Genomic DNA, 22,225 nt, shown 5'->3' on the forward strand with positions numbered 1-22,225 from the left:
ATATTATATGCCGAATACACAAAGTTAAACATTAATCGGCCTGGGTAATGATCGGATCGGGAAAAAAGAAGCGGGGCTGACCTTAAAAGGCCAGCCCCGTTCTTATTTGATTGGCTGAGAATATATAACTACTTGCGTATGGTGTCATTACCTTTATAGTGGTAGACAGCTTCGGTGGAATCCCGGCTGATTTTTGTTTCTGAGGACTTTTCAGCTGATTCGTCAGAAATTCCTGATGGCGTCATTTTCAGGGTGCTGGAACCGCTTCTGTCATCCCAATCGTCGGAATCGCTGCCAATAACCCAGTCATCGTCATTATAGCGGCGGCCGTATTTATCGAAAGAGAAATGGCGGTAGATCTCGTCTCCTATTTCGATGTTTTTGCCTACCGGTACTTTTACCACCATCAGCAGACGCTGACCGCGGAATTTAGAATGCCTGGGCAGGGAAAATCCTTCCGGAATGTACAGCACGGAGTCTTCTTGTTTAAGGCTGAATTGTATATCGTTGGCCAGCTGGTTCGCCTGTTGCAGCGTACGGCCCTGGGAATAGCGGTACAATTCCACCTTGAAGCTGTCAGTCTGGCTTTTTTCGACCCTGAGTTTTACCAGGTTGATCACGGTTGTATCATCAGCTACCAGCAGGTTGCTGTCGAAGAAGGAAAAGTCATTGTGACCGGTGAGCATACCCGGAGCCACGCGGAGGACAAGTTTGTTATGGGATGGCTGTTTGATAGCCACCACTTCCGCTGGCAGGTTACTGCGTCTTCTGAGGTCCTTCACTACAGAGGTAACAACGATGCTGCCTAAAGCCAGCCCCAGTAACCAGAGGAACATCAGGGTATATCCGGCATAACGGCTGCCTTGTTTAATACCGGTGAGCTTACGGACAATGAAGATCAGCAGTGCCACTACTGGTATTCCAAACAGCAGCCCGAAAGCTGGCCAGAAAAGATATTTCTGTGTCGGAGTGCTGAGCATCAGGTCATTCAAAGGAAACAGGGCCGCGGAAGAAATAGCGATCGCTACGCCTGTTACAATCAGGCAGATCAATATAACTACTGCCAGAAAGTAAAAGAATCCTTTGGTAACAAACATCACGACATTTCCCAGCCCCTTTGCAAGGTTCATAAAAAAGTGCTCCAGGTCATTACCTACTTGTTTTCCGCGGCCCTGAGAAAAATTTCGGAAATCATTTCCTACGTTTTTCATTTGGCCCTTCATGTTATTTAATTCTTCCTGAATGGTGGTTTTGATGTTGTTGAGGTCCACCTTTTCGCCTCTCATTTCCAGCTTTTCAGCAGCGGTGTCAGCAGAAGGTGTAGCTACCCAGAGGATAAAGTACACCAGTACGCCGCTACCGAAGCCTCCGATGGCCAGGAGGGCGAAGATGATACGGAAGATCACCGGGTCTACGTTGAAATAAGCACCCAGACCGCTACAAACACCACTCAGCACTTTATTTTCCGGATCGCGGTAGAGGCGTTTACGCGGACGGGGAATGAATGCCTCCGCATTGTCTGTGGTTTGAGACTTGGTATTGCTGTTACCGGGGGCATCATCAAACTGCTCAGGCGTACCCATAGAGGCTTTTACAGCCACCACGTCCTCATCGGTAATGCAGTGGGCACCTTTTTTCAGTTTGTCCTGGAACAGCTCAGCGATACGGCTTTCAATGTCAGCCACAATTTCGTCGCCTCCATCTTCTTTTGAAAAATATGATTTCAGACTGTCCAGATACTGACGCAGCATCTCGTAAGCACTATCCTCAATGGGAATGAGCCGACTCGACAGGTTTATGTTAATAATCTTTTTCATTTGTTGGTTCTTTTAGATTTTAGGTTTAGGTATATAGCTACACAGCTGAGCTGTTCTGTGTGAGTTGATGGACCGCATTGGCCAGTTCGTTCCAGGTGCTTTCCAGCTCCTTATAAAAGGTTTCGCCTTTGTCGGTCATGGAAAAATATTTCCGGGGTGGGCCGGAGCTACTTTCAACCCATCTGTAGGTGAGTAACTCCGCATTTTTGAGCCGTGTCAGCAAGGGATATAAGGTACCCTCCAGAATGTCGAGCTTTGCCTCTTTCATCTTTTCAATGATGTCTGATGGGTAAGCTTCTCCTTGCTTGATTACGGACAGAATACAAAACTCAAGCACCCCCTTCCGCATTTGTGACTGTGTGTTATCAATGTTCATGGCAAGTGAGCTTTAATTGTTTATTTATGGTGGTTTTTGATTTTAGTCAGTCGTCAGTCCTGTACACCTACCTCCGACTTTCTGATACAAAAATAGGAATTATTTACTACTATGCAATACACAATACCATATAAAGCAAAATAACTTGTTTTGAATATTACCGTAAAATCAGTGGAAAGTGGCCACAGATATACATCTCCTTAAAAAATCAGAAAATGCGTTGGAACAAACAAAGTGATGAATGGTTAATATAGAGGATAAATGGCAAAGTGCATTGTTTTGACATATTATTAAAGGGGAAACAAATCCATCCACTGATCATAAATCGCTTTAACATTTTTTTAATTACCGTAACTTAGTATATATCGGTTCCCTCAATTACTTTTGTATCAGTGCTTAACACAATGAAGAAAATTATCGGCATATTTCTTTTGGGCCTTATGGTTTCCCAGTTACTTCCTATTAAGGAAGTAGGAAAGCTGCTGTTTAATAATCAGATTGTGGAAGAACATCCCATTGATGCGGGTGGTGACCATGTGAAAATGGCTAAAGAACTGAAGTTCTGTAAAGTATTTGATCCACTTGAGTTTAACCCGGTATTATTATTAGGCGTTTTGCAACCTCTTTTAATGGAGGATATCCCCAGCAATCCGGCCCAGGAAATCCACGCACCTCCTCCCAATAACTATAGGGCGTAATCAGATCGAGCTACTGTAATCACAGTCAGCCTGTTATTTCTATTTTCTTATTGTTTTTTTCAACATTCAGACACTTTAGGGACATCGTGTATCCGTTAGCGTGATACCGTTATATGTACCCCAAAGGGTGTGTCATCTGTAATAATTTCCGTGGTTGCAGCGCTGGCTGCTGCCCGGAATGGCGATCCTTCAACGGAAAAACCATTTTTTATGAACAAGCAAACATCAATCTTCTCCAATATTAAGGGGGACTTCTCCGCGGGTCTCGTTGTTTTCCTCATTGCTGTGCCGCTGTGTCTGGGCATTGCCCTGGCCTCCGGCGCTCCGCTCTTTGCCGGTATGATCGCCGGTATTATTGGCGGTCTCGTTATCGGTTTTTTCAGCGGTTCACAGCTGAGTGTGAGTGGTCCGGCCGCAGGCCTTACCGCCATTGTGTTGTCGGCCATTACCAAACTGGGGGCATTCGACATCTTTTTACTCGCTGTTGTAATCGGTGGCGCCCTGCAGCTGCTGCTGGGGCTCGTTAAGGCAGGAACGGTAGCCAACTACTTCCCTTCCAACGTCATCACGGGCATGCTGGCAGCCATTGGTATCATCATCATTTTAAAACAATTGCCTCACGCGTTTGGCTATGATGCCGACAGCGAAGGCAGCATTGCCTTTTTCCAGGCAGATGGGGAAAACACTTTCAGCGCATTGCTGTCAGCTGTCAACCACATCAATATCGGAGCAACAGTTATCACCCTCATATCCATTTTTATCATTCTGTATTGGAGCAAGGTCCCCAAATTAAATCTGGTACCAGCACCGCTCGTGGCTGTAATTGCAGGCATTCTGCTGAACCGTGTATTTGCAGGCAATGAAGTGCTGGCACTGGGGACCAATCACCTGGTAAGTCTGCCGGTACCGGAAAGTTTTTCCGACTTCCTGGGCCAGTTTACTTTCCCGAGGTTCAGCGCCATTACTAATAAAGAAGTGTGGATAACCGGCCTTACCATTGCGATCATCGCCTCTGTGGAGACATTGCTCAACGTAGAAGCCACCGACAAGCTAGATCCGCTGAAACGTTATACCTCTCCTAACCGGGAACTGAAAGCGCAGGGTATCGGCAATATCGTCAGCGGGATGATTGGCGGGTTGCCTATCACTTCCGTGATAGTTCGTTCCAGCGCCAACATCAATGCCGGCGGACGCACCAAACTGGCCTCTATGGTACACGGCGCCCTGCTCCTGATCTGTGCAGGCCTGATACCAATGGTGCTCAACATGATCCCGCTGGCCACCCTGGCTGCTGTACTGCTGGTTACCGGTTATAAACTGTGCAAACTGGAGGTCTTCAAGGAAATGTTCAAAAACGGTAAATACCAGTGGGTGCCTTTCGTAGCCACCGTGGCAGCGATCGTATTCACCGACCTGCTGATCGGTATCGCTATTGGTATGGCCGTTAGCATCCTGGCTATCCTGCGTGGTAACATGAAGAGCTCCTACTATTTCCGTAAGGAAAAATATCAGACCGGCGACAGCATCCGGCTGGAACTGGCCCAGGAAGTGTCTTTCCTCAATAAAGCCAGTATTCTCCTGACCCTGGACCACCTGCCTTCCGACACTACCGTAGTGATAGACGCTGAAAAAACGGCCTATATCGACTTCGACGTATTGCAGACGATCCGGGAATTCAAGGACATCAAAGCACCACAAAAAAATATTACGGTCATCCTCACCGGGTTCAAGGACGTATACAAAATTCCTAACACCCCCGGGAGCCAAGTAGAGGAGCACAATCGCCGGAGTAACGGCAACGTACACACGATAGCCGCCGGCAATCATAAAGAATTGCTCAAACAATTGCAACTGAACTAGACGGATGGCTTCAACACAAATCGAGGCAAGAGAAAGGAAACCATGCTCTCTTCCCTCCTTTTTTCACCCAACAAAATGAATATCATGAAAACACTGAATAAAGTATCACAGAGTGAGATTACACCAAGACAAGCTTTGGAATTATTAAAAGCAGGCAACCTGCGTTTTGTGGACAACCTGCGTATCAACCGTAACCTGCTGCAGATGGTGAATGATACCTCCGACGGCCAGTGGCCGATGGCTGCCATCGTAAGCTGCATGGACTCCCGCACTTCCGCGGAACTGGTATTTGATCAGGGACTGGGAGACATCTTCAGTATCCGCCTGGCAGGTGCCGTTATTTCCGACAACGTGCTTGGAAGCCTGGAATATGCCTGCAAGGCTGCCGGCTCCAAATTTATTGTGGTATTGGGCCATACCAAATGCGGTGCTATCTGCGGCGCCTGCGACGCTGTAGAAATGGGCAATCTCACCGGTTTGCTCAACAAAATCACTCCGGCTGTATTTGCAGAAAAAACCATCACCGAAAACCGTACTTCCAAAAACCCGGAATTCGTAAGTGCGGTGACCAATATACATATAGAACGTTCCGTACAGGCGATCATGGAACAAAGCCATATCCTTCGTGACATGATCCTGAAAGGTGATGTGGGTATCATTGGCGCTATGTACGACGTGGAAACGGGGGTCGTAACTTTTATGGAACATACACTTATCCTGAACAACGATAAGGAAACGGCTCCAGCCATGGCCGTTTAATAAAATGTCTCCCTTACCGGAGATGTATGTTTGCTTGTGATATTAATGGGGCTGAGATAACAATGTTTAGCGGGTTTTTATAGGGGTACCAGTTAAACCGTTATCAAGGCCCCATTATATCTTTTTTGTTTGCTGAGGCAGATATTTTGGGCGCTATATCGCTCTTAACCTTGCTGCAGCCTGTTCCAGGGTGGTTTCTTTTTTGGCAAAACAGAAGCGGACCACATGATCATCCTTTCCATCCTGATAAAATGCGGACACAGGAATGGCAGCCACGCCAAATTCTTTTGTCAGCCTCACAGCAAATTCCTTGTCTCCTTCCGAAGAAATCCGGTCATAGCGCATCAGCTGAAAATAACTTCCCTGGCTGTGTAATGGCGTGAAACGTGAATCTTTCATTAGTTCCAGAAAATAGTCCCTTTTCTGCTGGTAAAATGCCGGCAGTTCGAGATAATGCGCGGGGGTTTCCAGAAACCGGGCCAGTCCGTACTGCATCGGAGTATTTACAGAAAAACAGAGATACTGGTGCACTTTCCGGTATTCTTTCATCAGGTGTTCCGGCGCTACGCAATACCCCATTTTCCAGCCGGTGTTGTGGAAAACCTTTCCGAAGGAAAAGGTCACAAAGCTATTACGGTAAATCGCCGGATAGCGTAACACACTCAGGTGGCGTGCGCCATCAAACACCAGGTGTTCATATACCTCATCAGACAGTACGAGGATATTAAATTCCGCTACCAGTTTTTCCAGCTCTGCCATGTCTTCTTCCTGCAGGATGCTGCCGGTAGGGTTGTGTGGTGTGTTGACCATGATCATTTTAGTGCGGGGCGTTATTTTGCTGCGCACGGTTTCCCAGTTGATCCGGTATTCCGGGAAAGACAAGGGGATCAGCACCGGTTTGCCACCGTTGACCAGTACATTGGGAATGTAGCTGTCATAGGCGGGTTCAAAAATGATCACTTCATCACCCGGATGGATGTAGGTAGCGATGGCCGTATAGATCGCATAAGTGCCACCAGGGGTGATGGTAATGTCGGTGTCCGGGTTGATGTTTTGCTGATAAAGACTTTTGATTTTAGCGGCGATGGCTGAGCGTAGCTGCATCAGGCCGGGCATGGGCGCATATTGGTTATGCCCTTGCTGCATGGCCAGTGAGACCATTTCCTTCAGTTCATCGCTGCAATCATAATCCGGGAAGCCCTGTGAGAGATTAATAGCCTTGTGTTCCGCTGCCAGGGCTGACATAACGGAAAAGATGGTGGTTCCTGTGTGAGGTAATTTGGACATAGACAGTTACAATTACGGACTACAAATTACGAATTACGAATGGTGTTATTTGTTATTCGTAATTCGTAATTTATAATTTATAATCCGTGATTGTTACAGGAATTTATCGCCTTTATTGCGTTTGATTTCTGCTACGTATTCCTTGATTTGCTGTTCATTATCTTTTTTGCAGATGAGCAGCACGTCCTGGGTGTCGATTACGATAAATTCGTCGAGTCCCTGCAGGAGTACCAGTTTATCATTGGGGACTTTCACCATACATTTGGTGGCGTCTATTACGACAACATTTTTGCCCTGTACTGCATTGCCGAGGTAGTCTTTTTCGAGGTTTTCGTAGGCGGAAGCCCAGGTGCCCAGGTCGCTCCAGCCAAAGTTGGACGGGATCACGTATACATTATCTGCTTTCTCCATAATACCGTAATCTATGGAGATGTTGGTGCATTGCGGGTATACTTTTTCGATCACATCTTTTTCTTCGGGGGTATTAAGTGCGTAGGAGCTTTGTGCGAAGAGCTCGTCTATTTCCGGCAGGTATTCCCTGAATGCGGAGAGGATGGTTTTAACGTTCCATACGAAGATGCCGGCGTTCCAGAGGAAGTCGCCGCTTTGCAGAAATGTTTTGGCCAGTTCCATGTTGGGTTTTTCGGTAAAGGTTTTCACCTTGTACACGTTGTCGGCCACTTGTTGTGGTTCGTACTGGATATAACCATAGCCGGTGTCGGGGCGGGTAGGTTTGATACCCAGTGTTACGAGGGCACTGTGTTTCTGAACAAACAGGAGTGCATTGAGGCAGGCATTGGTAAAGGCTGGTCCATCGACGATCAGGTGATCGGCGGGGGCACAGATGATGTTAGCCAGTGGGTCCTGCTTATGTATTTTATGGGAGATATAGGCAACACAAGGGGCAGTATTTTTACGGGATGGTTCGCTGACGATATTGGCTTCAGCGATCTCAGGGAGTTGTTCGGCAACCTTCCCGGTATATTGCTGATGGGTGACCACAAAGATATTCTCCTTGGGGATGAAACTTAAAAATCGTTCATACGTCCATTGAAGCAATGTTTTCCCGGTATTCAAAATATCCAGGAACTGCTTGGGATTATCTGTGCGGCTGTGAGGCCAGAAGCGACTGCCGATTCCACCGGCCATAATTGCCACGTAAAAATGGCTGTTCAGTTGTGTCATTGCTATATAATTCCTTCTCTGATTAAATCATGTAAGTGAATGATACCACTATACCGCTCGCCGTCCATGGCCAGCAGCTGGGTGATATCATGCTGGCGCATCATTTCCAATGCATTGATGGCCAGTTCATTTTGCTGGATTGCTTTAGGGTTGACAGACATAATATCTTTTGCTGTCACCTCTCCTGTGGAAACATTTTTTTCCAGCATGCGACGCAGATCACCATCGGTGATGATGCCCTGTAATCCACCTTTTTCATCCAGTACAGCTGTTACACCCAGCATTTTGGAAGATATCTCCACGATCACTTCCCGTAAGGTACTGGTTAATAGTACGCTGGGAGCCTGGTGTAGTTTGCTGAGATCTGCTACTTTCAGGTATAGTTTTTTGCCCAATGCGCCACCGGGATGGAACTTCGCAAAATCTGCCGCTGTAAATCCGTGCCATTCGATCAGGCAAACGGCCAGCGCATCTCCCATAGCCAGCTGAGCGGTGGTGCTGGTCGTGGGTGCGAGGTTGTTGGGACAAGCTTCCTGGCTTACGCTGGTGTTGAGGATATAGTCTGCTTCCTGTGCGAGGAAGGAGTTGGTATTTCCTACCATAGCCACCAGTATGTTACCAAAATTCTTAACCAGGGGGACCAGCACTTTAATTTCCGCGGAGGTACCACTTTTGGAGATACACAACACGATATCTTCCTGACGTATCATCCCCAGGTCGCCGTGGATGGCGTCCGCTGCGTGCATGAACAAAGCCTGCGTGCCCGTGGAATTTAATGTGGCCACGATTTTCTGGGCGATAATAGCGCTTTTACCGATGCCCGTCACTACCAGACGTCCCTCACATTGGGCGACCAGTTCAACAACTCTTTCAAAATCTGCATCTATAAACTGCTGCAAATCATTAATAGCCGCTGCCTCCATGGCAATTGTCCGTTTGGCTACTGTTCCGATGTTAATAGTTCCATTCCTTTTCATGACGATTTACAAATTTATCATTTTTTAGTCAGCACCAGTACGATCATGGAATTTATATTGATACTACGCGCTTTTTTAAGTAACTTCGTGTCCCCTAAAAAACATATAGAACTATTTCATCATTTGTTGATTCTTTAGAGTTTAGAGTTTACCGTTTTTTTAAATTTGAATGCAATGGCTGTTGTAAAGGTAAGTTTGATGGATGCATTACGCGAACACTTTGGGTTCGATTCCTTCAAGGGAAATCAGGAAATAATCATACAAAGCATCCTGTCGGGTAAAGATACCTTCGTTATCATGCCAACAGGCGGAGGTAAATCCCTGTGCTACCAGTTGCCGGCACTGATGAGTTCGGGTTGTGCACTGATTGTATCTCCGTTGATAGCGCTGATGAAAAACCAGGTAGACCTGGTACGGGGTTACAGTAGTAAAGACAATGTGGCGCACTTTCTGAATTCTACCCTCTCCAAAGCGCAGATCAAAAAGGTAAGGACCGACCTGCTGACAGGGAAAACAAAGCTCCTGTATGTAGCGCCCGAAACGCTGACCAAACAGGAAAACCTCGACTTCTTCCGTGAGCTTGAAATTTCCTTCATCGCCGTGGACGAAGCCCACTGTATCTCTGAATGGGGACACGATTTCCGCCCGGAATACCGTCGCCTGAAAGAGATGATCGAACAGATCAACGACAAACTGCCGATCATTGCCCTCACTGCAACAGCCACTCCCAAAGTACAGAGCGATATCGTAAAAAACCTGGGCTTAAAAGATCCCAATATTTATATCTCTTCTTTCAACCGTTCCAACCTGTACTACGAGATCAGGTCCAAACGTAAGAAAGATCAGACTATCAAGGACATCGTCAAGTATATCCATCAGCATAAAGGAAAAAGCGGCATCATCTACACGCTCAACCGGAAAACCACCGAAGAGCTCGCTGATATGCTGTCTGCCAACAATATCAAGGCGGTAGCTTATCATGCCGGTCTTGATCCTACTACCCGTGCACAACGTCAGGATATGTTCCTGCATGAAGATGTGGAAGTGATTGTGGCCACCATTGCCTTTGGTATGGGTATCGACAAACCGGATGTACGTTTTGTGATCCACTACAACATCCCCAAAAGCCTGGAAAACTACTACCAGGAAACCGGTCGTGCCGGCCGCGATGGACTGGAAGGCAACTGTGTCTGCTACTACTCCCATAAAGATGTACAGAAACTGGAGCACCTGATGCGCGACAAACCCCTCAGTGAAAGGGAAATGGGCGCTCAGCTGATCAATGAGACTGTGGCCTACGCCGAAAGCGCCGTATGCCGCCGTAAAGTTATCCTGCACTACTTCGGAGAAAAATATGAAACAGAAGACTGTGGCCAGTGTGATAACTGCCGCAATCCGAAAGAAAAGATAGAAGTAAAAAACAGGGTGGTAATCGTACTGAAAGCCATCCGTGCCCTGGAAGAACGTTTTGGCAGCGAGTATGTTGTCAATGTGATTGCCGGCAAAACCAGTCCTCAGATCTCCACCTACCGCCACGATCAGCTGGAGGTGTTTGGAGAAGGAAAGGAATTTGATGCTCACTTCTGGAATTCCCTCCTCCGCCAGATGATGCTGGAAGGTCTGATAGAAAAGGATATCGAAGAATATGGCCTTTTGAAAGTGACCGACAAAGGCAAAAAATTCCTCAAAAAGCCCTACTCCATCATGGTGGCCCTCAACCATCAGTTTGACGAAGAGGGTAGCGAAGAAGAGGAAGAAGCCAATGCCGAATCCCACGCCTCTGCCGACCCGGCATTAGTCGAAATGCTGAAGGAGATGCGTAAAAAAGTGGCCAAGGAAAAGAACCTACCTCCTTTCGTGATCTTCCTGGAAACATCCCTCGAAGATATGGCGACCCAATATCCGACCACCGTACAGGAACTGGAAAAAATACAGGGTGTCAGCAAAGGCAAGGCCATCCGCTATGGTAAACAGTTCATTGATGTGATCGCCAAGTATGTGGAAGAGAACAACATTACCAAACCGGATGATTTTGTAATGAAGAGCGTGGTCAATAAAAGCGGTATGAAGGTGTTCATCATCCAGAATATCGACAAAAAAATCCCGCTGGAAACCATCGCCAAAAGCAAGGAACTCAGTATCTCCGAATTACTCGATGAAATGGAGACCATCGTAGCCAGCGGTACTAAACTAAACCTTGACTACTGCATCGATGAAGAACTGGATGATTACGCGCAGGAAGAGATCATGGAATACTTTAAAGGCTGTGAAACGTCCAGCCTTGCACTAGCCAGGGAGGAGCTGATCGAAAATGATTACACCCTGGAACAACTAAAGCTGGTAAGGATCAAGTTCCTGGTAGAATACGGCAACTAGTAAGCATAAACTGTCATGTAGAATGAATATCGAGAAAATACAGGAGACCATCGCAAACACACGGGAAAAAGTCATTTCCCATCCTCTATATGCTTCCCTCGAAAGCCTTGACGACATCCGCCTTTTTATGGAATACCATGTGTATGCCGTATGGGATTTTATGTCTCTGCTGAAAGGTTTACAACAGCATCTCACCTGTGTACAGGTTCCCTGGGTACCGGTTGGCAACGCAGCTACCCGTTACCTGATCAATGAAATCGTTACCGGTGAAGAAAGTGATGTGGATATGGACGGCAACCGTTGCAGTCATTTTGAGCTGTACGAACGGGCCATGGAACAGGCAGGTGCTGATACAAGCAAAATAAAGGCGCTTATTTCGGCTATTTCCGCCGGTACGCCCGTAAGCTCCATTTTGGAAAAATCCTCGCTTCCTGAAGCTGTAAAGGGCTTTCTCGGCTTTACCTTTGAGGTGATCGCATCCGGCAAACCACATATCATGGCAGCTGTGTTCACTTTTGGCCGTGAAGACCTTATTCCGGACATGTTCCATGCCCTGGTAAAAGACATGGACCGGAAATTCCCCGGCAAGCTCGGCACCTTCATCTATTATCTCGAAAGACATATCGAAGTGGATGGCGATCATCACAGTCAACTTGCCATGCAGATGGTACAGGAGCTCTGTGGGAACGATTCTGAAAAATGGGAAGAAGCTGCCGAATATGCCCGTAAGTCGCTACAGTGGCGCACTCAGCTCTGGAGTGGTATCCTTCAGGAAAAAGTTTTTTAAAAAATCTGAAGAAAAATTTTGCAGTTATAATTTTTGTCTTACCTTTGCAATCCCTTCACGAGAGGGACACACAAAAAAGAGACATGGTGCGGTAGCTCAGTCGGTAGAGCAAAGGACTGAAAATCCTTGTGTCGGCGGTTCGATCCCGCCCCACACCACTAAAAAGACCACTTTTAAAGTGGTCTTTTTTTTTGCGTTTTATTTACCCTAATCTCTTACCTATGTCTGCATTGTTTTCCACTCCCAGGCGCTATATGTGTTAAAACGGGATGATATCTGCGGGATAGAGATGTATCCGGAATCGAACGTGTTGCTGACCACCACTATTGAGAAGTTATATACCCAATCATCCATCCGTAATTTCACGCTGCCCTATATGCTGGCATATCTGAAGTATGTACAGCAAAATGTAGAAAAAGTCCTTTACGGCGTACCCGGGAACTTTTCCACGATGCCGAAAGAATGAAATATATCATACCCAAAATAACCCCTGCTATAATCCACCACCACATAGTCTGCTACTATCACCTTCGGGTATTGGGAAAAATCAAACACCAGCTCTTTATCCACACCCTGATGATGAATAATCACCGAAGGCTTCTCCATGGAAGTGATCCTGCCAGTGCTGTCTACAGCGATATGTTTTTTCTGAATAGGCAATATCAGCCCCTGGTCCATACTGTCTGCAGCGCTGTAGTTGATCAGCAGAAAAAGAAAACAAACGATCCCTCCATACGATAACAGACTGTTAGACAATGCATAAAAGATTCCTCTGATGCCATACACACGGTTGTAGTGCTTATGGACCAGCAAAAAAGCGATACTCCCAGCTGCCACCAGCACCCCTACCGGCACCAACGGAGGGATAAACGTACGCCGGTAAAGCAGATAAGCGAGCACCAACAGAATAATACCTATGACTAACAGGAAGATATATACGTTTTGGTAGAAATTCGGGCTCTTGCGAAAGCGCTGTATCATGCGAGGAAAAGTTTTTCAGCGTGGATAGAAACACCCGTAAGTTACGATTCTTATCAACAAGGCAATTGTTTTTGCCTGTTACTGCAAACCTGTTACAGTGGCCGATTGATACCGGTTCAATACGCATATCCACTACGCAGCCCCCTGCTACCTTTGAATTGTTAGCTATGAAATTTCTTTTTCACCATTGATCCCATTACTTATGAATGAAACAAATTTCTGGCAGATCATTGAAACTGCCTGGACAGCCTCCCCGGAATTAAATGCCGCCCGCAAACTGGCCTTAAGAACCAACGATCCCCTCCTGCTTGAAGCCCTTAGTTACGAGCTTTCTGATGTTATCGGTGAAAACCTGCGCCAGTTCCTGGAGCCACTCGACAAAGAGGAGTTGGTTTCCTTTAATCATATTATGGAGCAGAAATTATATCATATAGACCGGCAGGAAATTCACCGTTATTGATGGCTCTGACGATAGTTTTCTCTACAGCCGCTGTTTTATAGTTGGCATGGGAGAAGCCTACTACAACGGTATTGACAGCAATCCGGCGCTGGCCACCATGGATGTGGAAGCAGAAAGCATCGGCTTTATCGGATATGAAGTATACCTTGAAAACTTCAACGAGTCTTTCCAGCGCAACAGCCTTTACTGTATTGAAACCTGTTCCAACAAAAAGGGCTGGTAATGCCTGTTATTCCAGGTATACAATGCGGATGATATTGTTTTTCTTCATATCAGTGCTGATATCAAACCGCCGGCTGATATTACCATAGTGAATACGTAGTGCAGCCGTATTGGGAGGAATACTGCCCAGGTTGTCGGCCATGAACTGTAACTTGTTCTCACCTGGTTTTAACGAGAGCTTTATTTCCTGTATTTGTTTTTTAACCGGAAAGCCGTTTACAATCCATTCATTGTTAAGGCGCAGGGAAATACTGTCTCCGTCTTCCGTCTGGGCATCCCATAACTCCAGTGTTACCTCTTTTTGTTTGACAGTGAGGTTGGTAACCCACTGGTCCTTACGACTGGAAATCAGCCTGGTACGCAAAGCGGTATCACTTTGAGCAGCCGGAGTGGGCGTAACCACGGATGGTGGCAGCGGCACTGGTCTCCGGTAAAGCTGTGCCACCAGAAAAGTGGCGAAAGCATTAGTACGATCGCTGAAATCAAACGAATATTTTTTACCATCTGCATTGATACGCATATCACCGGTATTAGGCGGAATACGGCCATAGTTATCAGCGAAAAAAGCCAACAGATTTATGCCGGTATCCAGCTTTATCTGCTGTGATCTGGTTTGCTCATTGATTTCACTTCTGTTCATCAGCGTCTTGCTATTGTGTATCAATGTTACCGTGTCTTTATCCAGTTGATCTTCATCAATAATGGTCAACTGTACCGTACTATCGTTAACGTCTATACGCCTGTATAATCCCAGGTAAAACGAATCTCTCTGCAGACGAAGAAAGTGTTGCACTTCCGCGTCTGGCCAGGGTTTGTCACTGACCTTTTTAAGTTGTAAATCGGTGCGATACAGCATGTCGCGTAAGGTCACTTTCATACTTTCATATATTTCATCGCCCTCATAAAGACCTTTCATAAAAAGGCCGAAGTCTTTTATCCACATCCGTTGTATTGACATCACCGGCGCTTCGTTCCCTTTGCGGGAGTAGTTCAGTGTGCCATTGAGATATAACAACCAGGCACCCAGTCTAAAAGGGGTTTCCTTTACCGCATGTTTATACCTGCCGATACCCAGCTGCCCGTCATTTTTACGGGCCAGCAGTACATAATAACGACCGAAAAAGGGGGAATAATCCAATGTCAGCACGGCGGGGTACAACATCCCGCAGATGCCCTCTCCTATCTGCAGTTCCATATTCACGCCCGGGATATGCGGCCAGGGTTTGTATGCCATTTTCCAGGTACCGGGCCATTTATCTGTTACGGCGGGCAATGATGCCTGGCGTGCAGTGGCTGCTGCTGTGCGGCGATTGGACTGGCTATATACAAAAGAAAGGCCCATAGTGAGGGCAAGAAACAAAAGAACAAGGCTTTTCATACATTGAGTATTCGTTAACAACAACTTATTGCAACATACATCATCTACTTCGAAATCCTGCCTAATTTTTTTTATTTTCCGGGTGATATTCCCACGTTTTTTGACACTACTATTAAAACGTGTTTAACATGCTTATTCATCATAACGCACAGTTCGAAGCGATATATAAAGACACGCTGCCGAGAGTGGCCCGGATGGTGCATCAGATGGGAGGCGATCCGGACATGGCGAAAGATATCTTTCATGATGCCGTGATCATCTGGATGGAAAAAAAACAGGCCTCTTCCCATACAATCACCTCAGATACCGCCTATATACAGGGCATCGCCCGCATACTCTGCCTGCGCAAGCTGAAAGATGACCATCAATACCTGTCTATCGATGCAGATGATGATCATTACGCGGTTCCGGCCGACTTCTATGAAACACCGGCCGTCCGCAAACCTGTGATCGATTATCTGAAATCAGCCGGCAGAAAATGTTTACAGCTACTGCAGGCCTTCTATTACGATAAACTGTCTATGGCTGAAATAACCCGCAGCATGCAATATAAAACGCAGCATGTGGCCACCGTACAGAAATACAAATGCCTCGAAAAAATAAGAGAACAAGTAAAACAGATAGATTATGAGGAAGCAGCTTTGTGAAATCAGAGAAATAGAACAATACCTGGAGAATAACCAGGAAAGTACCGACAGGCTTGTATTTGAAGCCAGGTCTTTTATTTCTCCCCAACTGAGCGCCAACATCGGCTATCAGCAAAAAATAATGCAGTTGGTCCGCTGGTTTTCCCGTAAGGAAAAACGTAAACAACTGGACGACCTTTATCTGCAGGTAATGAAAGATGAACAATACCGGCAGACCTTTATCTCCATCTTCCAATAAACACCTATCCATATGGCTTTTCTGATTCCTACCGTTATTGACGGCGATGGCCGCAATGCCTTTGATATATACAGTCTGCTGCTGAAAGAGCGGATTATCTTTCTCGGTACATCCATAGATGACCAGGTGGCCAATCTGATTGTTGCACAGCTGTTGTATCTCGACAGCCAGAGCCACCAGCCGATCAGCATGTACATCAACAGTCCGGGTGGTGTGGTGTATGCCGGACTGGCTATCTACGACACCATGAAAATGCTTAAATCGCCTGTTTCCACCATGTGCATGGGCTTCACCGGCAGTATGGCCACGGTGATCCTCACCGCCGGGGCACAAGGCCAGCGATATGCTCTTCCGCACGCCACTGTACATATGCATCCTACCGGCGGCGGTGCCAAAGGTTACACCGAAGACGTCCGTATCGCCTACCGGGAACAGGAACGACTGCAAAACCAGATCTTCTATCTTATTGCCCTACATGCGGGCCGCCGTACAGAAGAAATTGAAGCTGCCTTCGAAAACGATCATTTCATGAATGCTATAGAAGCCCGCTCCTTCGGCCTTATAGACCAGGTGTTAGGTAGTACGGAAGACCTCATTGCGTTGGAACACGCGCCCTTCCGGGTGGCACTGATGCAACAGCTCCTCTCTCAGGAAAAAACCCTTATTGACAGCTCCCATCCAACACTGCCCGGATGACTTGAGCCACTGCAGTCGTCCTTTGCTGAAAACGAGGCGGAGAACGGGTTACCAGCAAGTCAAAATAGTGTATGCGTCCCCGTTGAGTGGCAGTCTTTAGAAATTCCAGATCCCGCTCACTGATAAAACGCTTATCTGACCAGCTGCCCGCCAGCACCAGATAATGCAACCTGCATCCAGAAGCCTCCAGGTATGGCAATACCTTCCTGATATCCCGTTCTCCTTCATCGAGAATAAGACTGAGCATAACCATACATGCAGGAGAAGATAAGGTATGGCGACGCAATACCTGGCTGATATGCACACACAACGCGCCCGAAGTATGGCGGCGATTGGTCCTGTTGATCACTACAAACCTGTTGCTTTTAAAAACAGCCGGTAAAAAGGGCTCCTTCATCGGAAAAAAATGTTTGCGCTCAAAAAGCTCCTGCAACATCTTCTTCTTTCCTGAATTCGGGTAACCAATAATAACAAACAATGGTTGTGGGTTAAAAAACATCTATCAAAAGAAAAAAAATTTTCTCAACAGAATGTTAATTACTTCTTAACACGATAATATTTTTTCTCCGGCAGGCAACAGCACAGTGCCTGCCGGATATAAGCATTATTCTGTTCTCAGGCTCTTCACAGGATTCATCACAGCCAGCCGCCGGGTCATACCCCAGACAATCATACATACCAGCACTACCAGCGACACCGCTACTGCAACGAAAGGAAACAGATTCAGATCTATGCGGTAAGCATAATTCATCAGCCACTGACGCAGGATAAACCAGGCAACCGGCCATGCTACCAGGTTGGCAATCAGCATCACCAGGGAAAACTCCTGCGCAAAAAGTCCTGTGATCTGTAAGGCCGAAGCACCTAGTATTTTTCTGATACCCATTTCCTTGTTCCTTCTGGCCATGCTAAGTGTCACGATACCTAACACTCCCAGCAACACGATCAGCAAAGCCACCACAGTAGCCCATTGCGCCGCCTTCTTCATTTGTTGTTCCCTGGCATATAGTTGTGCAATCATATCATCCAGAAACTTGTATTCAAAAGGCGCTTCCGGAAACAACTCCAGCCATTTCCGCTGAATGGCTGCAATTCCCGTTCCCGGATCTCCAGACTTCAAACGGAAGGATAAATAGCGGAACTGCTGCGATATATAGGGATGCATAAAAAACGTAGGGGCTATCGGTACATGCAGACTGCTGAAATGAAAATCACGTACCACACCCGCTACATACAACACCTTTGGATAGTTGTACATTTTCACCGGCTGGTTGATCGCCTCTTGTGCGCTCTTCCACCCCAGTGCCCGTACTGCAGACTCATTCAGCACCAACTGGGTAGAGTCCCTGTTTTTCTCCGGGGCACCAGAGAAGAAACTGCCGGCTTCCATTTTGATATCGTAAGTATGGCTGAACTGCTCATCTGTGATCAGCGATACCGCTGTCACTGCCTGTGTGGAGTCTGTTTGAGGCCTGTAGAGCATGTTGGAGCTGTTGTTATTCCCATTGGGTATTTCATAAGAATAACTCACAGACAATATCTCCGGAACATTAGCAAAATCATTCCTGACAGATTCAATATGCTTTACACCATTCATTGTCCAGTCACGTGGCACAGGTGTTGTGATCACATGATCTTTGTTATATCCCAGGTTTTTATGGAAGAAGAAAGTTAACTGACCATTGATCACTATAGCGGCCGAAAATACTATGATAGCAGTTACAAACTGCACAACGATCAGTGATCGTCTGAATACCACCTTTTCTTTCACCTGCTGCAGCTTACCTCTTAAAGCTGTTACAGATGGCTGTGAAGACAATACAAATGCTGGATAAATGCCCGCAGTCAGGCCGGTCAGCAGAATGGTCAATACGGGGAAAATAACAAACCAGTATGGAAAACTGCTCAGGTCTGGTATATCCTTCTCTAACATATGACCGAACAATGGACGTAGCAAGGTAAACAACATCAGTGCTACGATAAATGCAAAAGCCGCTACCAGTACCGATTCCGCTATAAACTGAATGATCAGTTGCTGCTTCCTCCCTCCCATTGCTTTTCTGACGCCGATTTCCTTTAACCTTGTAAGTGAATTGCCAATGGAGATATTGACAAAATTGATGATAGCCATGATCAAAATAAACAAGGCCACCAATACCAGTGCAGTGATCATTTTCTCTGCAATACCGTTGTTCATCCCAAGGTAATATGATCTCAACGACACTGGTTCTACAGTCAGGTTTTTATATACGTCTGCCGATGCATTCGTTTTCAATAAAGTGGCTGCCGCCTGTTGTATCTGGGCCGGTGTCACACCAGGCTTCACTTCCACATAGGCAACCGTATAACGTGCGCCCCAGTTTTCAAACAGGCTTTGTCTCCCAAAAAAGGCAAGGCTGCCGGGAGCCAGGAAAATGTCGTTCATAACGGTCCTGGTATATCCGGAAACCGTGTTGAAAGGAGGATCCTGTAAAACAGCTGTCACTTCAAAATGCTGCTTTTTGCCATCAAACGACTGAATATCCACTGTTTGTCCTACTACATCCGTCTTTCCAAAAAACTGCCGGGCTTTGGAAGCTGTTAAAACTACTGCATTGGGCTGTTGCATTGCCGTTCGGCCATCTCCGTGCAATAACGGAAAGCTGAACAGCTGCAGAAAAGTAGAGTCTCCTGGTTGCAACCTTTCCCTGAAATGCCGGTCGCCAACACTCACAATGGAGGTGATGGCATCATTCCTGTAACAGGTACTTACCAGAGATGGATAATGCTCCTGTAATGCCTTTGCCAGCGGGCCGATGGATGTTCCTTCAAATCCCATATCGGAATTAACCCATTTACTTTTGAGTGCAAAAATCCGCTCATTATTTTTGAAGAAAGCATTCACCTGCCATTCTCCCCATGTATAAGCAGCGATCAACAGCACAAAGGCCATCCCTATTGATAAACCAGTGATATTTACTGCAGTAAAGAATCTGTTCTTTTGGAGATTTCTCCACGCTACCAGAAAATAGTTTTTTATCATAAAAAGGATTGAAAAAAACGTGAACCCAATATAGACACCAAAAAAATGCCACCACACAATCAATTGAAAATCAAATATGTTATTCTGTTTCTTTGTTCATATTCGTACATGCATGTCCGGTACTGCACAAAAGAACCGTTTTCTGGTAAATTACCATCAGCTCCATTGATCAATATTTGTATTTTGTACGCTTAATCTCCCGCGTATAAAAACTGACACATGAAAAAACTACTAAGCATAGGCCTGTTGCTGTTTTCCCAATGGGTACAGGCCCAGCAGATACGGATCAATACCCTTAACAGCAGCCTGGTTTACAGCGTTAATGGCCAGGGCCGGCTTGTACAGGAATATTTTGGCAAGACGCTTCAACCAGCAGGCGGTAACAACAGTAGCCAATCAGGGCAGGAAGCCTATATCACCGCCGGTATGGAAAGCCTGCTGGACCCGGCCATCCGCATAGTGCACAACGACGGTAATCCCTCGCTGGAACTGAAATATGTAACATTCCAGTCTGCCAAAAAAGATGATAACGTTACCACCACCGATATCACCCTTAAGGATCCCGTATATCCGGTAACCGTTATTCTTCATTTTGAGGCCTATTTCCGGGAAGATGTGATCAAAGCCTGGACAGAGATCAAACATACCGAAAAACAGCCCGTATTGCTGACCGCTTACGCATCCTCCATGCTACATTTTAAAGCAGGACACTACTGGCTCTCTCAATTCCATGGCGACTGGGCCCGGGAGGCGACGATGGTGGAAGAACAACTTAACAAAGGCACTAAAATACTGGACAGCAAACTGGGTGTTCGGGCTAATATGTATCAGTCACCCATGTTTCTCCTCTCGCTGGACCAGGCTCCTGAAGAAAACAGCGGAGCCGTACTGGCAGGTACACTTGCCTGGACCGGTAATTTCCGTTTCGGCTTTGAAATAGACGAAAAAAACGCCTTGCATGTAAGTGCAGGCATCAATCCTTACGCCAGCGACTACACGCTGAAACCCAATGAAGTATTTACCACCCCGGCCTTTATCTTTACCTGGTCTGACAGCGGTAAAGGCCAGACCAGCCGCAACCTGCAGCACTGGGCAGTTAATTATGGCATACTCGATGGGCATACTCCCCGTCTCACGCTGCTCAATAACTGGGAGGCCACCGGTATGCATTTTGATGAACAAAAGCTGACCAGCCTCTTTGGCGGAGCAGCCAAGCTGGGAGTAGATCTCTTCCTGCTCGATGATGGCTGGTTTGCCAACAAATATCCCCGTAATGATGATAAAGCCGGCCTGGGTGACTGGGACAACAACAAGGAAAAACTACCACATGGCTTAGGTTTCCTCGTAAAAGAGGCACAAAAACAAGGCGTTAAATTCGGTATCTGGCTGGAACCGGAAATGGTAAATCCTAAAAGTGAACTTTACACCCAACACCCCGACTGGATACTGCGTCTGCCCAACAGGGCCGAACACTATTACCGCAACCAGATGGTACTGGACCTGATAAATCCTGCCGTACAGGACTTTGTTTTTGATGTGGTAGACAAAACCATGTCAGAGAATCCCGGTATAGCCTACATTAAATGGGACTGCAATCGTACGCTCACAAATACCTACTCTCCCTATCTGAAAGAAAAACAATCTCATCTTTTTATAGAATATACCCGCAGTTTGTACAAGGTACTCGAAAGGGTACGTGTCAAATATCCACATCTTCCGATCATGCTGTGCTCGGGTGGTGGCGGTCGTACGGACTATGGCGCCATGAAGTATTTCACCGAATTCTGGCCCAGCGACAATACAGATGCACTCGACAGAATATATATTCAGTATGGTTATTCACACTTCTTCCCTGCCAATACAATGGCCGCACATATCACGAATATGGGCAAACAGTCGCTGAAATTCAGAACAGATGTAGCGATGATGGGCAAACTAGGTTATGATATTAAAGTGGATAATTTTACACCACAGGAGTTGCAGTTCAGTCATGATGCGGTTACTACGTATAACCGTGTACGTGATATCGTATGGTATGGCGATCTGTACCGGCTTGTTTCTCCTTACCAACAGCCCAGAGCTGTATTTCAGTATACCAGTACAGACAAACAGAAAACAATTGTATTTCACTATCTGATGAATACCCGCCGCGGAGATGTATTTCCGCTGGTGAAGCTGCAGGGTCTTGATCCGAAGAAAAACTACCGGGTCAATGAAATCAATCTTTTCCCCGGAACAGCCTCTGCTTTCAACAACAAAGTATATAGCGGGGATTTCCTGATGAATGCAGGCATCAGCCTTACACCCGGAAAGGTAAAACCACTGACCAGTAATATACTGGAAGTAGTAGCGGAATAACATCAGGAGATATTATAACGAGAAGGGGGTGTCTCAAAAGACACTCCCTTCTTTTTTTTTGGGGGGGGAAATCTGCGGGGTAGCTTTTTCCGTTTTTATAG

General features: G+C 46.4%; 20 protein-coding genes and 1 tRNA gene. 12 read left to right on the plus strand and 9 right to left on the minus strand.

The window, feature by feature from the left end; translation table 11 throughout:
• Nucleotides 1-128: 128 nt before the first annotated feature.
• Both KD145_RS19170 and KD145_RS19175 read right to left on the minus strand, forming a co-directional pair.
• On the minus strand, nt 129-1,817 hold the full coding sequence (locus KD145_RS19170; RefSeq protein ID WP_212000884.1) for a PspC domain-containing protein: 1,689 nt from the start codon (nt 1,815-1,817) through the stop codon (nt 129-131).
• A gap of 37 nt (nt 1,818-1,854) precedes the next feature.
• Nucleotides 1,855-2,193: a PadR family transcriptional regulator gene (locus tag KD145_RS19175; protein ID WP_212000886.1), complete on the minus strand. Its 339-nt coding sequence runs from the start codon at nt 2,191-2,193 to the stop codon at nt 1,855-1,857.
• Nucleotides 2,194-2,597: 404 nt separating this feature from the next.
• On the opposite strand from KD145_RS19175, the gene KD145_RS19180 reads away from it, so the two are divergent.
• The 3 genes from KD145_RS19180 to KD145_RS19190 all read left to right on the plus strand — a co-directional run bounded on the left by KD145_RS19180 (nt 2,598) and on the right by KD145_RS19190 (nt 5,510).
• Nucleotides 2,598-2,891: a hypothetical protein gene (locus KD145_RS19180; RefSeq protein WP_212000888.1), complete on the plus strand. Its 294-nt coding sequence runs from the start codon at nt 2,598-2,600 to the stop codon at nt 2,889-2,891.
• Nucleotides 2,892-3,101: 210 nt separating this feature from the next.
• Entirely contained in the window at nt 3,102-4,751 is a 1,650-nt protein-coding gene (locus tag KD145_RS19185; protein ID WP_212000889.1) for a SulP family inorganic anion transporter, read from the plus strand.
• A 75-nt stretch (nt 4,752-4,826) separates the two neighbouring features.
• Entirely contained in the window at nt 4,827-5,510 is a 684-nt protein-coding gene (locus tag KD145_RS19190) for a carbonic anhydrase family protein (protein ID WP_256441224.1), read from the plus strand.
• 153 nt (nt 5,511-5,663) lie between these two features.
• Here KD145_RS19190 and KD145_RS19195 read toward each other — a convergent pair whose 3' ends face one another.
• The 3 genes from KD145_RS19195 to KD145_RS19205 form a co-directional block, all read right to left on the minus strand.
• Nucleotides 5,664-6,797, minus strand: a complete 1,134-nt coding sequence (locus KD145_RS19195) for a methionine aminotransferase (protein WP_212000891.1) — start codon at nt 6,795-6,797, stop codon at nt 5,664-5,666.
• 93 nt (nt 6,798-6,890) lie between these two features.
• The gene (locus KD145_RS19200; protein ID WP_212000893.1) at nt 6,891-7,982 is read right to left on the minus strand and encodes a mannose-1-phosphate guanylyltransferase; all 1,092 of its coding nucleotides are present in this window, start codon (nt 7,980-7,982) and stop codon (nt 6,891-6,893) included.
• 2 nt (nt 7,983-7,984) lie between these two features.
• A complete protein-coding gene (locus KD145_RS19205) occupies nt 7,985-8,959 on the minus strand; it encodes an SIS domain-containing protein (RefSeq protein WP_212000895.1) in 975 nt (324 codons plus the stop codon).
• Between the two features lie 174 nt (nt 8,960-9,133).
• Here KD145_RS19205 and recQ point away from each other — a divergent pair, with 174 nt between their 5' ends.
• From recQ to KD145_RS19220, 3 genes are all read left to right on the plus strand, one after another.
• Nucleotides 9,134-11,335 (plus strand): DNA helicase RecQ, encoded by a 2,202-nt coding sequence (gene recQ, locus KD145_RS19210; RefSeq protein ID WP_212000897.1) that lies wholly within the window; start codon nt 9,134-9,136, stop codon nt 11,333-11,335.
• A gap of 22 nt (nt 11,336-11,357) precedes the next feature.
• Complete coding sequence (locus tag KD145_RS19215; protein WP_212000899.1) at nt 11,358-12,122, plus strand: DUF3050 domain-containing protein; 765 nt, start codon at nt 11,358-11,360, stop codon at nt 12,120-12,122.
• 85 nt (nt 12,123-12,207) lie between these two features.
• Nucleotides 12,208-12,280 (plus strand) — tRNA-Phe (locus KD145_RS19220).
• A gap of 265 nt (nt 12,281-12,545) precedes the next feature.
• Here KD145_RS19220 and KD145_RS19225 read toward each other — a convergent pair.
• Nucleotides 12,546-13,103 (minus strand): hypothetical protein, encoded by a 558-nt coding sequence (locus KD145_RS19225; protein WP_212000901.1) that lies wholly within the window; start codon nt 13,101-13,103, stop codon nt 12,546-12,548.
• A 202-nt stretch (nt 13,104-13,305) separates the two neighbouring features.
• Between KD145_RS19225 and KD145_RS19230 the strand changes: the two genes are divergently transcribed.
• Together KD145_RS19230 and KD145_RS19235 are read left to right on the plus strand one after the other, a co-directional pair.
• The gene (locus KD145_RS19230; RefSeq protein ID WP_212000902.1) at nt 13,306-13,563 is read left to right on the plus strand and encodes a hypothetical protein; all 258 of its coding nucleotides are present in this window, start codon (nt 13,306-13,308) and stop codon (nt 13,561-13,563) included.
• Nucleotides 13,564-13,609: 46 nt separating this feature from the next.
• Entirely contained in the window at nt 13,610-13,786 is a 177-nt protein-coding gene (locus KD145_RS19235; RefSeq protein ID WP_212000904.1) for a hypothetical protein, read from the plus strand.
• Nucleotides 13,787-13,792: 6 nt separating this feature from the next.
• Here the strand turns inward: KD145_RS19235 and KD145_RS19240 are convergent, their stop codons facing one another.
• Nucleotides 13,793-15,163: a hypothetical protein gene (locus tag KD145_RS19240; protein ID WP_212000906.1), complete on the minus strand. Its 1,371-nt coding sequence runs from the start codon at nt 15,161-15,163 to the stop codon at nt 13,793-13,795.
• Between the two features lie 128 nt (nt 15,164-15,291).
• Here KD145_RS19240 and KD145_RS19245 point away from each other — a divergent pair, with 128 nt between their 5' ends.
• Genes KD145_RS19245 through KD145_RS19255 form a run of 3 tightly spaced genes read left to right on the plus strand, consistent with a single transcriptional unit; the run spans nt 15,292 to nt 16,744 of the window.
• A complete protein-coding gene (locus KD145_RS19245; protein ID WP_212000908.1) occupies nt 15,292-15,810 on the plus strand; it encodes an RNA polymerase sigma factor in 519 nt (172 codons plus the stop codon).
• On the plus strand, nt 15,791-16,048 hold the full coding sequence (locus KD145_RS19250) for a hypothetical protein (RefSeq protein WP_212000910.1): 258 nt from the start codon (nt 15,791-15,793) through the stop codon (nt 16,046-16,048). The genes KD145_RS19245 and KD145_RS19250 overlap by 20 nt, the downstream gene beginning before the upstream one ends.
• Nucleotides 16,049-16,060: 12 nt before the next feature.
• Nucleotides 16,061-16,744 carry a ClpP family protease gene (locus KD145_RS19255; protein WP_249219446.1) on the plus strand — a complete coding sequence of 228 codons (684 nt, stop codon included), beginning with the start codon at nt 16,061-16,063 and terminating at the stop codon, nt 16,742-16,744.
• Here KD145_RS19255 and KD145_RS19260 read toward each other — a convergent pair.
• Nucleotides 16,710-17,141, minus strand: a complete 432-nt coding sequence (locus KD145_RS19260) for a hypothetical protein (RefSeq protein ID WP_212000912.1) — start codon at nt 17,139-17,141, stop codon at nt 16,710-16,712. The two genes, KD145_RS19255 and KD145_RS19260, sit on opposite strands and share 35 nt — an antisense overlap.
• Nucleotides 17,142-17,348: 207 nt before the next feature.
• Entirely contained in the window at nt 17,349-19,766 is a 2,418-nt protein-coding gene (locus tag KD145_RS19265; protein WP_212000913.1) for an ABC transporter permease, read from the minus strand.
• 219 nt (nt 19,767-19,985) lie between these two features.
• Between KD145_RS19265 and KD145_RS19270 the strand changes: the two genes are divergently transcribed.
• Nucleotides 19,986-22,124, plus strand: a complete 2,139-nt coding sequence (locus KD145_RS19270) for an alpha-galactosidase (protein ID WP_212000914.1) — start codon at nt 19,986-19,988, stop codon at nt 22,122-22,124.
• The last annotated feature ends 101 nt before the right edge of the window (nt 22,125-22,225 follow it).

It is taken from the genome of Chitinophaga sp. HK235, from assembly GCF_018255755.1.
Taxonomy (GTDB): domain Bacteria; phylum Bacteroidota; class Bacteroidia; order Chitinophagales; family Chitinophagaceae; genus Chitinophaga.

Coding starts and splice junctions, on each gene's coding strand:
- KD145_RS19170 (WP_212000884.1), bottom strand. CDS start 1,817: ATGAAAAAGATTATTAACATAAACCTGTCGAGTCGGCTCATTCCCATT.
- KD145_RS19175 (WP_212000886.1), bottom strand. CDS start 2,193: ATGAACATTGATAACACACAGTCACAAATGCGGAAGGGGGTGCTTGAG.
- KD145_RS19180 (WP_212000888.1), top strand. CDS start 2,598: ATGAAGAAAATTATCGGCATATTTCTTTTGGGCCTTATGGTTTCCCAG.
- KD145_RS19185 (WP_212000889.1), top strand. CDS start 3,102: ATGAACAAGCAAACATCAATCTTCTCCAATATTAAGGGGGACTTCTCC.
- KD145_RS19190 (WP_256441224.1), top strand. CDS start 4,827: ATGAATATCATGAAAACACTGAATAAAGTATCACAGAGTGAGATTACA.
- KD145_RS19195 (WP_212000891.1), bottom strand. CDS start 6,797: ATGTCCAAATTACCTCACACAGGAACCACCATCTTTTCCGTTATGTCA.
- KD145_RS19200 (WP_212000893.1), bottom strand. CDS start 7,982: ATGACACAACTGAACAGCCATTTTTACGTGGCAATTATGGCCGGTGGA.
- KD145_RS19205 (WP_212000895.1), bottom strand. CDS start 8,959: ATGAAAAGGAATGGAACTATTAACATCGGAACAGTAGCCAAACGGACA.
- recQ (WP_212000897.1), top strand. CDS start 9,134: ATGGCTGTTGTAAAGGTAAGTTTGATGGATGCATTACGCGAACACTTT.
- KD145_RS19215 (WP_212000899.1), top strand. CDS start 11,358: ATGAATATCGAGAAAATACAGGAGACCATCGCAAACACACGGGAAAAA.
- KD145_RS19225 (WP_212000901.1), bottom strand. CDS start 13,103: ATGATACAGCGCTTTCGCAAGAGCCCGAATTTCTACCAAAACGTATAT.
- KD145_RS19230 (WP_212000902.1), top strand. CDS start 13,306: ATGAATGAAACAAATTTCTGGCAGATCATTGAAACTGCCTGGACAGCC.
- KD145_RS19235 (WP_212000904.1), top strand. CDS start 13,610: ATGGGAGAAGCCTACTACAACGGTATTGACAGCAATCCGGCGCTGGCC.
- KD145_RS19240 (WP_212000906.1), bottom strand. CDS start 15,163: ATGAAAAGCCTTGTTCTTTTGTTTCTTGCCCTCACTATGGGCCTTTCT.
- KD145_RS19245 (WP_212000908.1), top strand. CDS start 15,292: ATGCTTATTCATCATAACGCACAGTTCGAAGCGATATATAAAGACACG.
- KD145_RS19250 (WP_212000910.1), top strand. CDS start 15,791: ATGAGGAAGCAGCTTTGTGAAATCAGAGAAATAGAACAATACCTGGAG.
- KD145_RS19255 (WP_249219446.1), top strand. CDS start 16,061: ATGGCTTTTCTGATTCCTACCGTTATTGACGGCGATGGCCGCAATGCC.
- KD145_RS19260 (WP_212000912.1), bottom strand. CDS start 17,141: ATGAAGGAGCCCTTTTTACCGGCTGTTTTTAAAAGCAACAGGTTTGTA.
- KD145_RS19265 (WP_212000913.1), bottom strand. CDS start 19,766: ATGATAAAAAACTATTTTCTGGTAGCGTGGAGAAATCTCCAAAAGAAC.
- KD145_RS19270 (WP_212000914.1), top strand. CDS start 19,986: ATGAAAAAACTACTAAGCATAGGCCTGTTGCTGTTTTCCCAATGGGTA.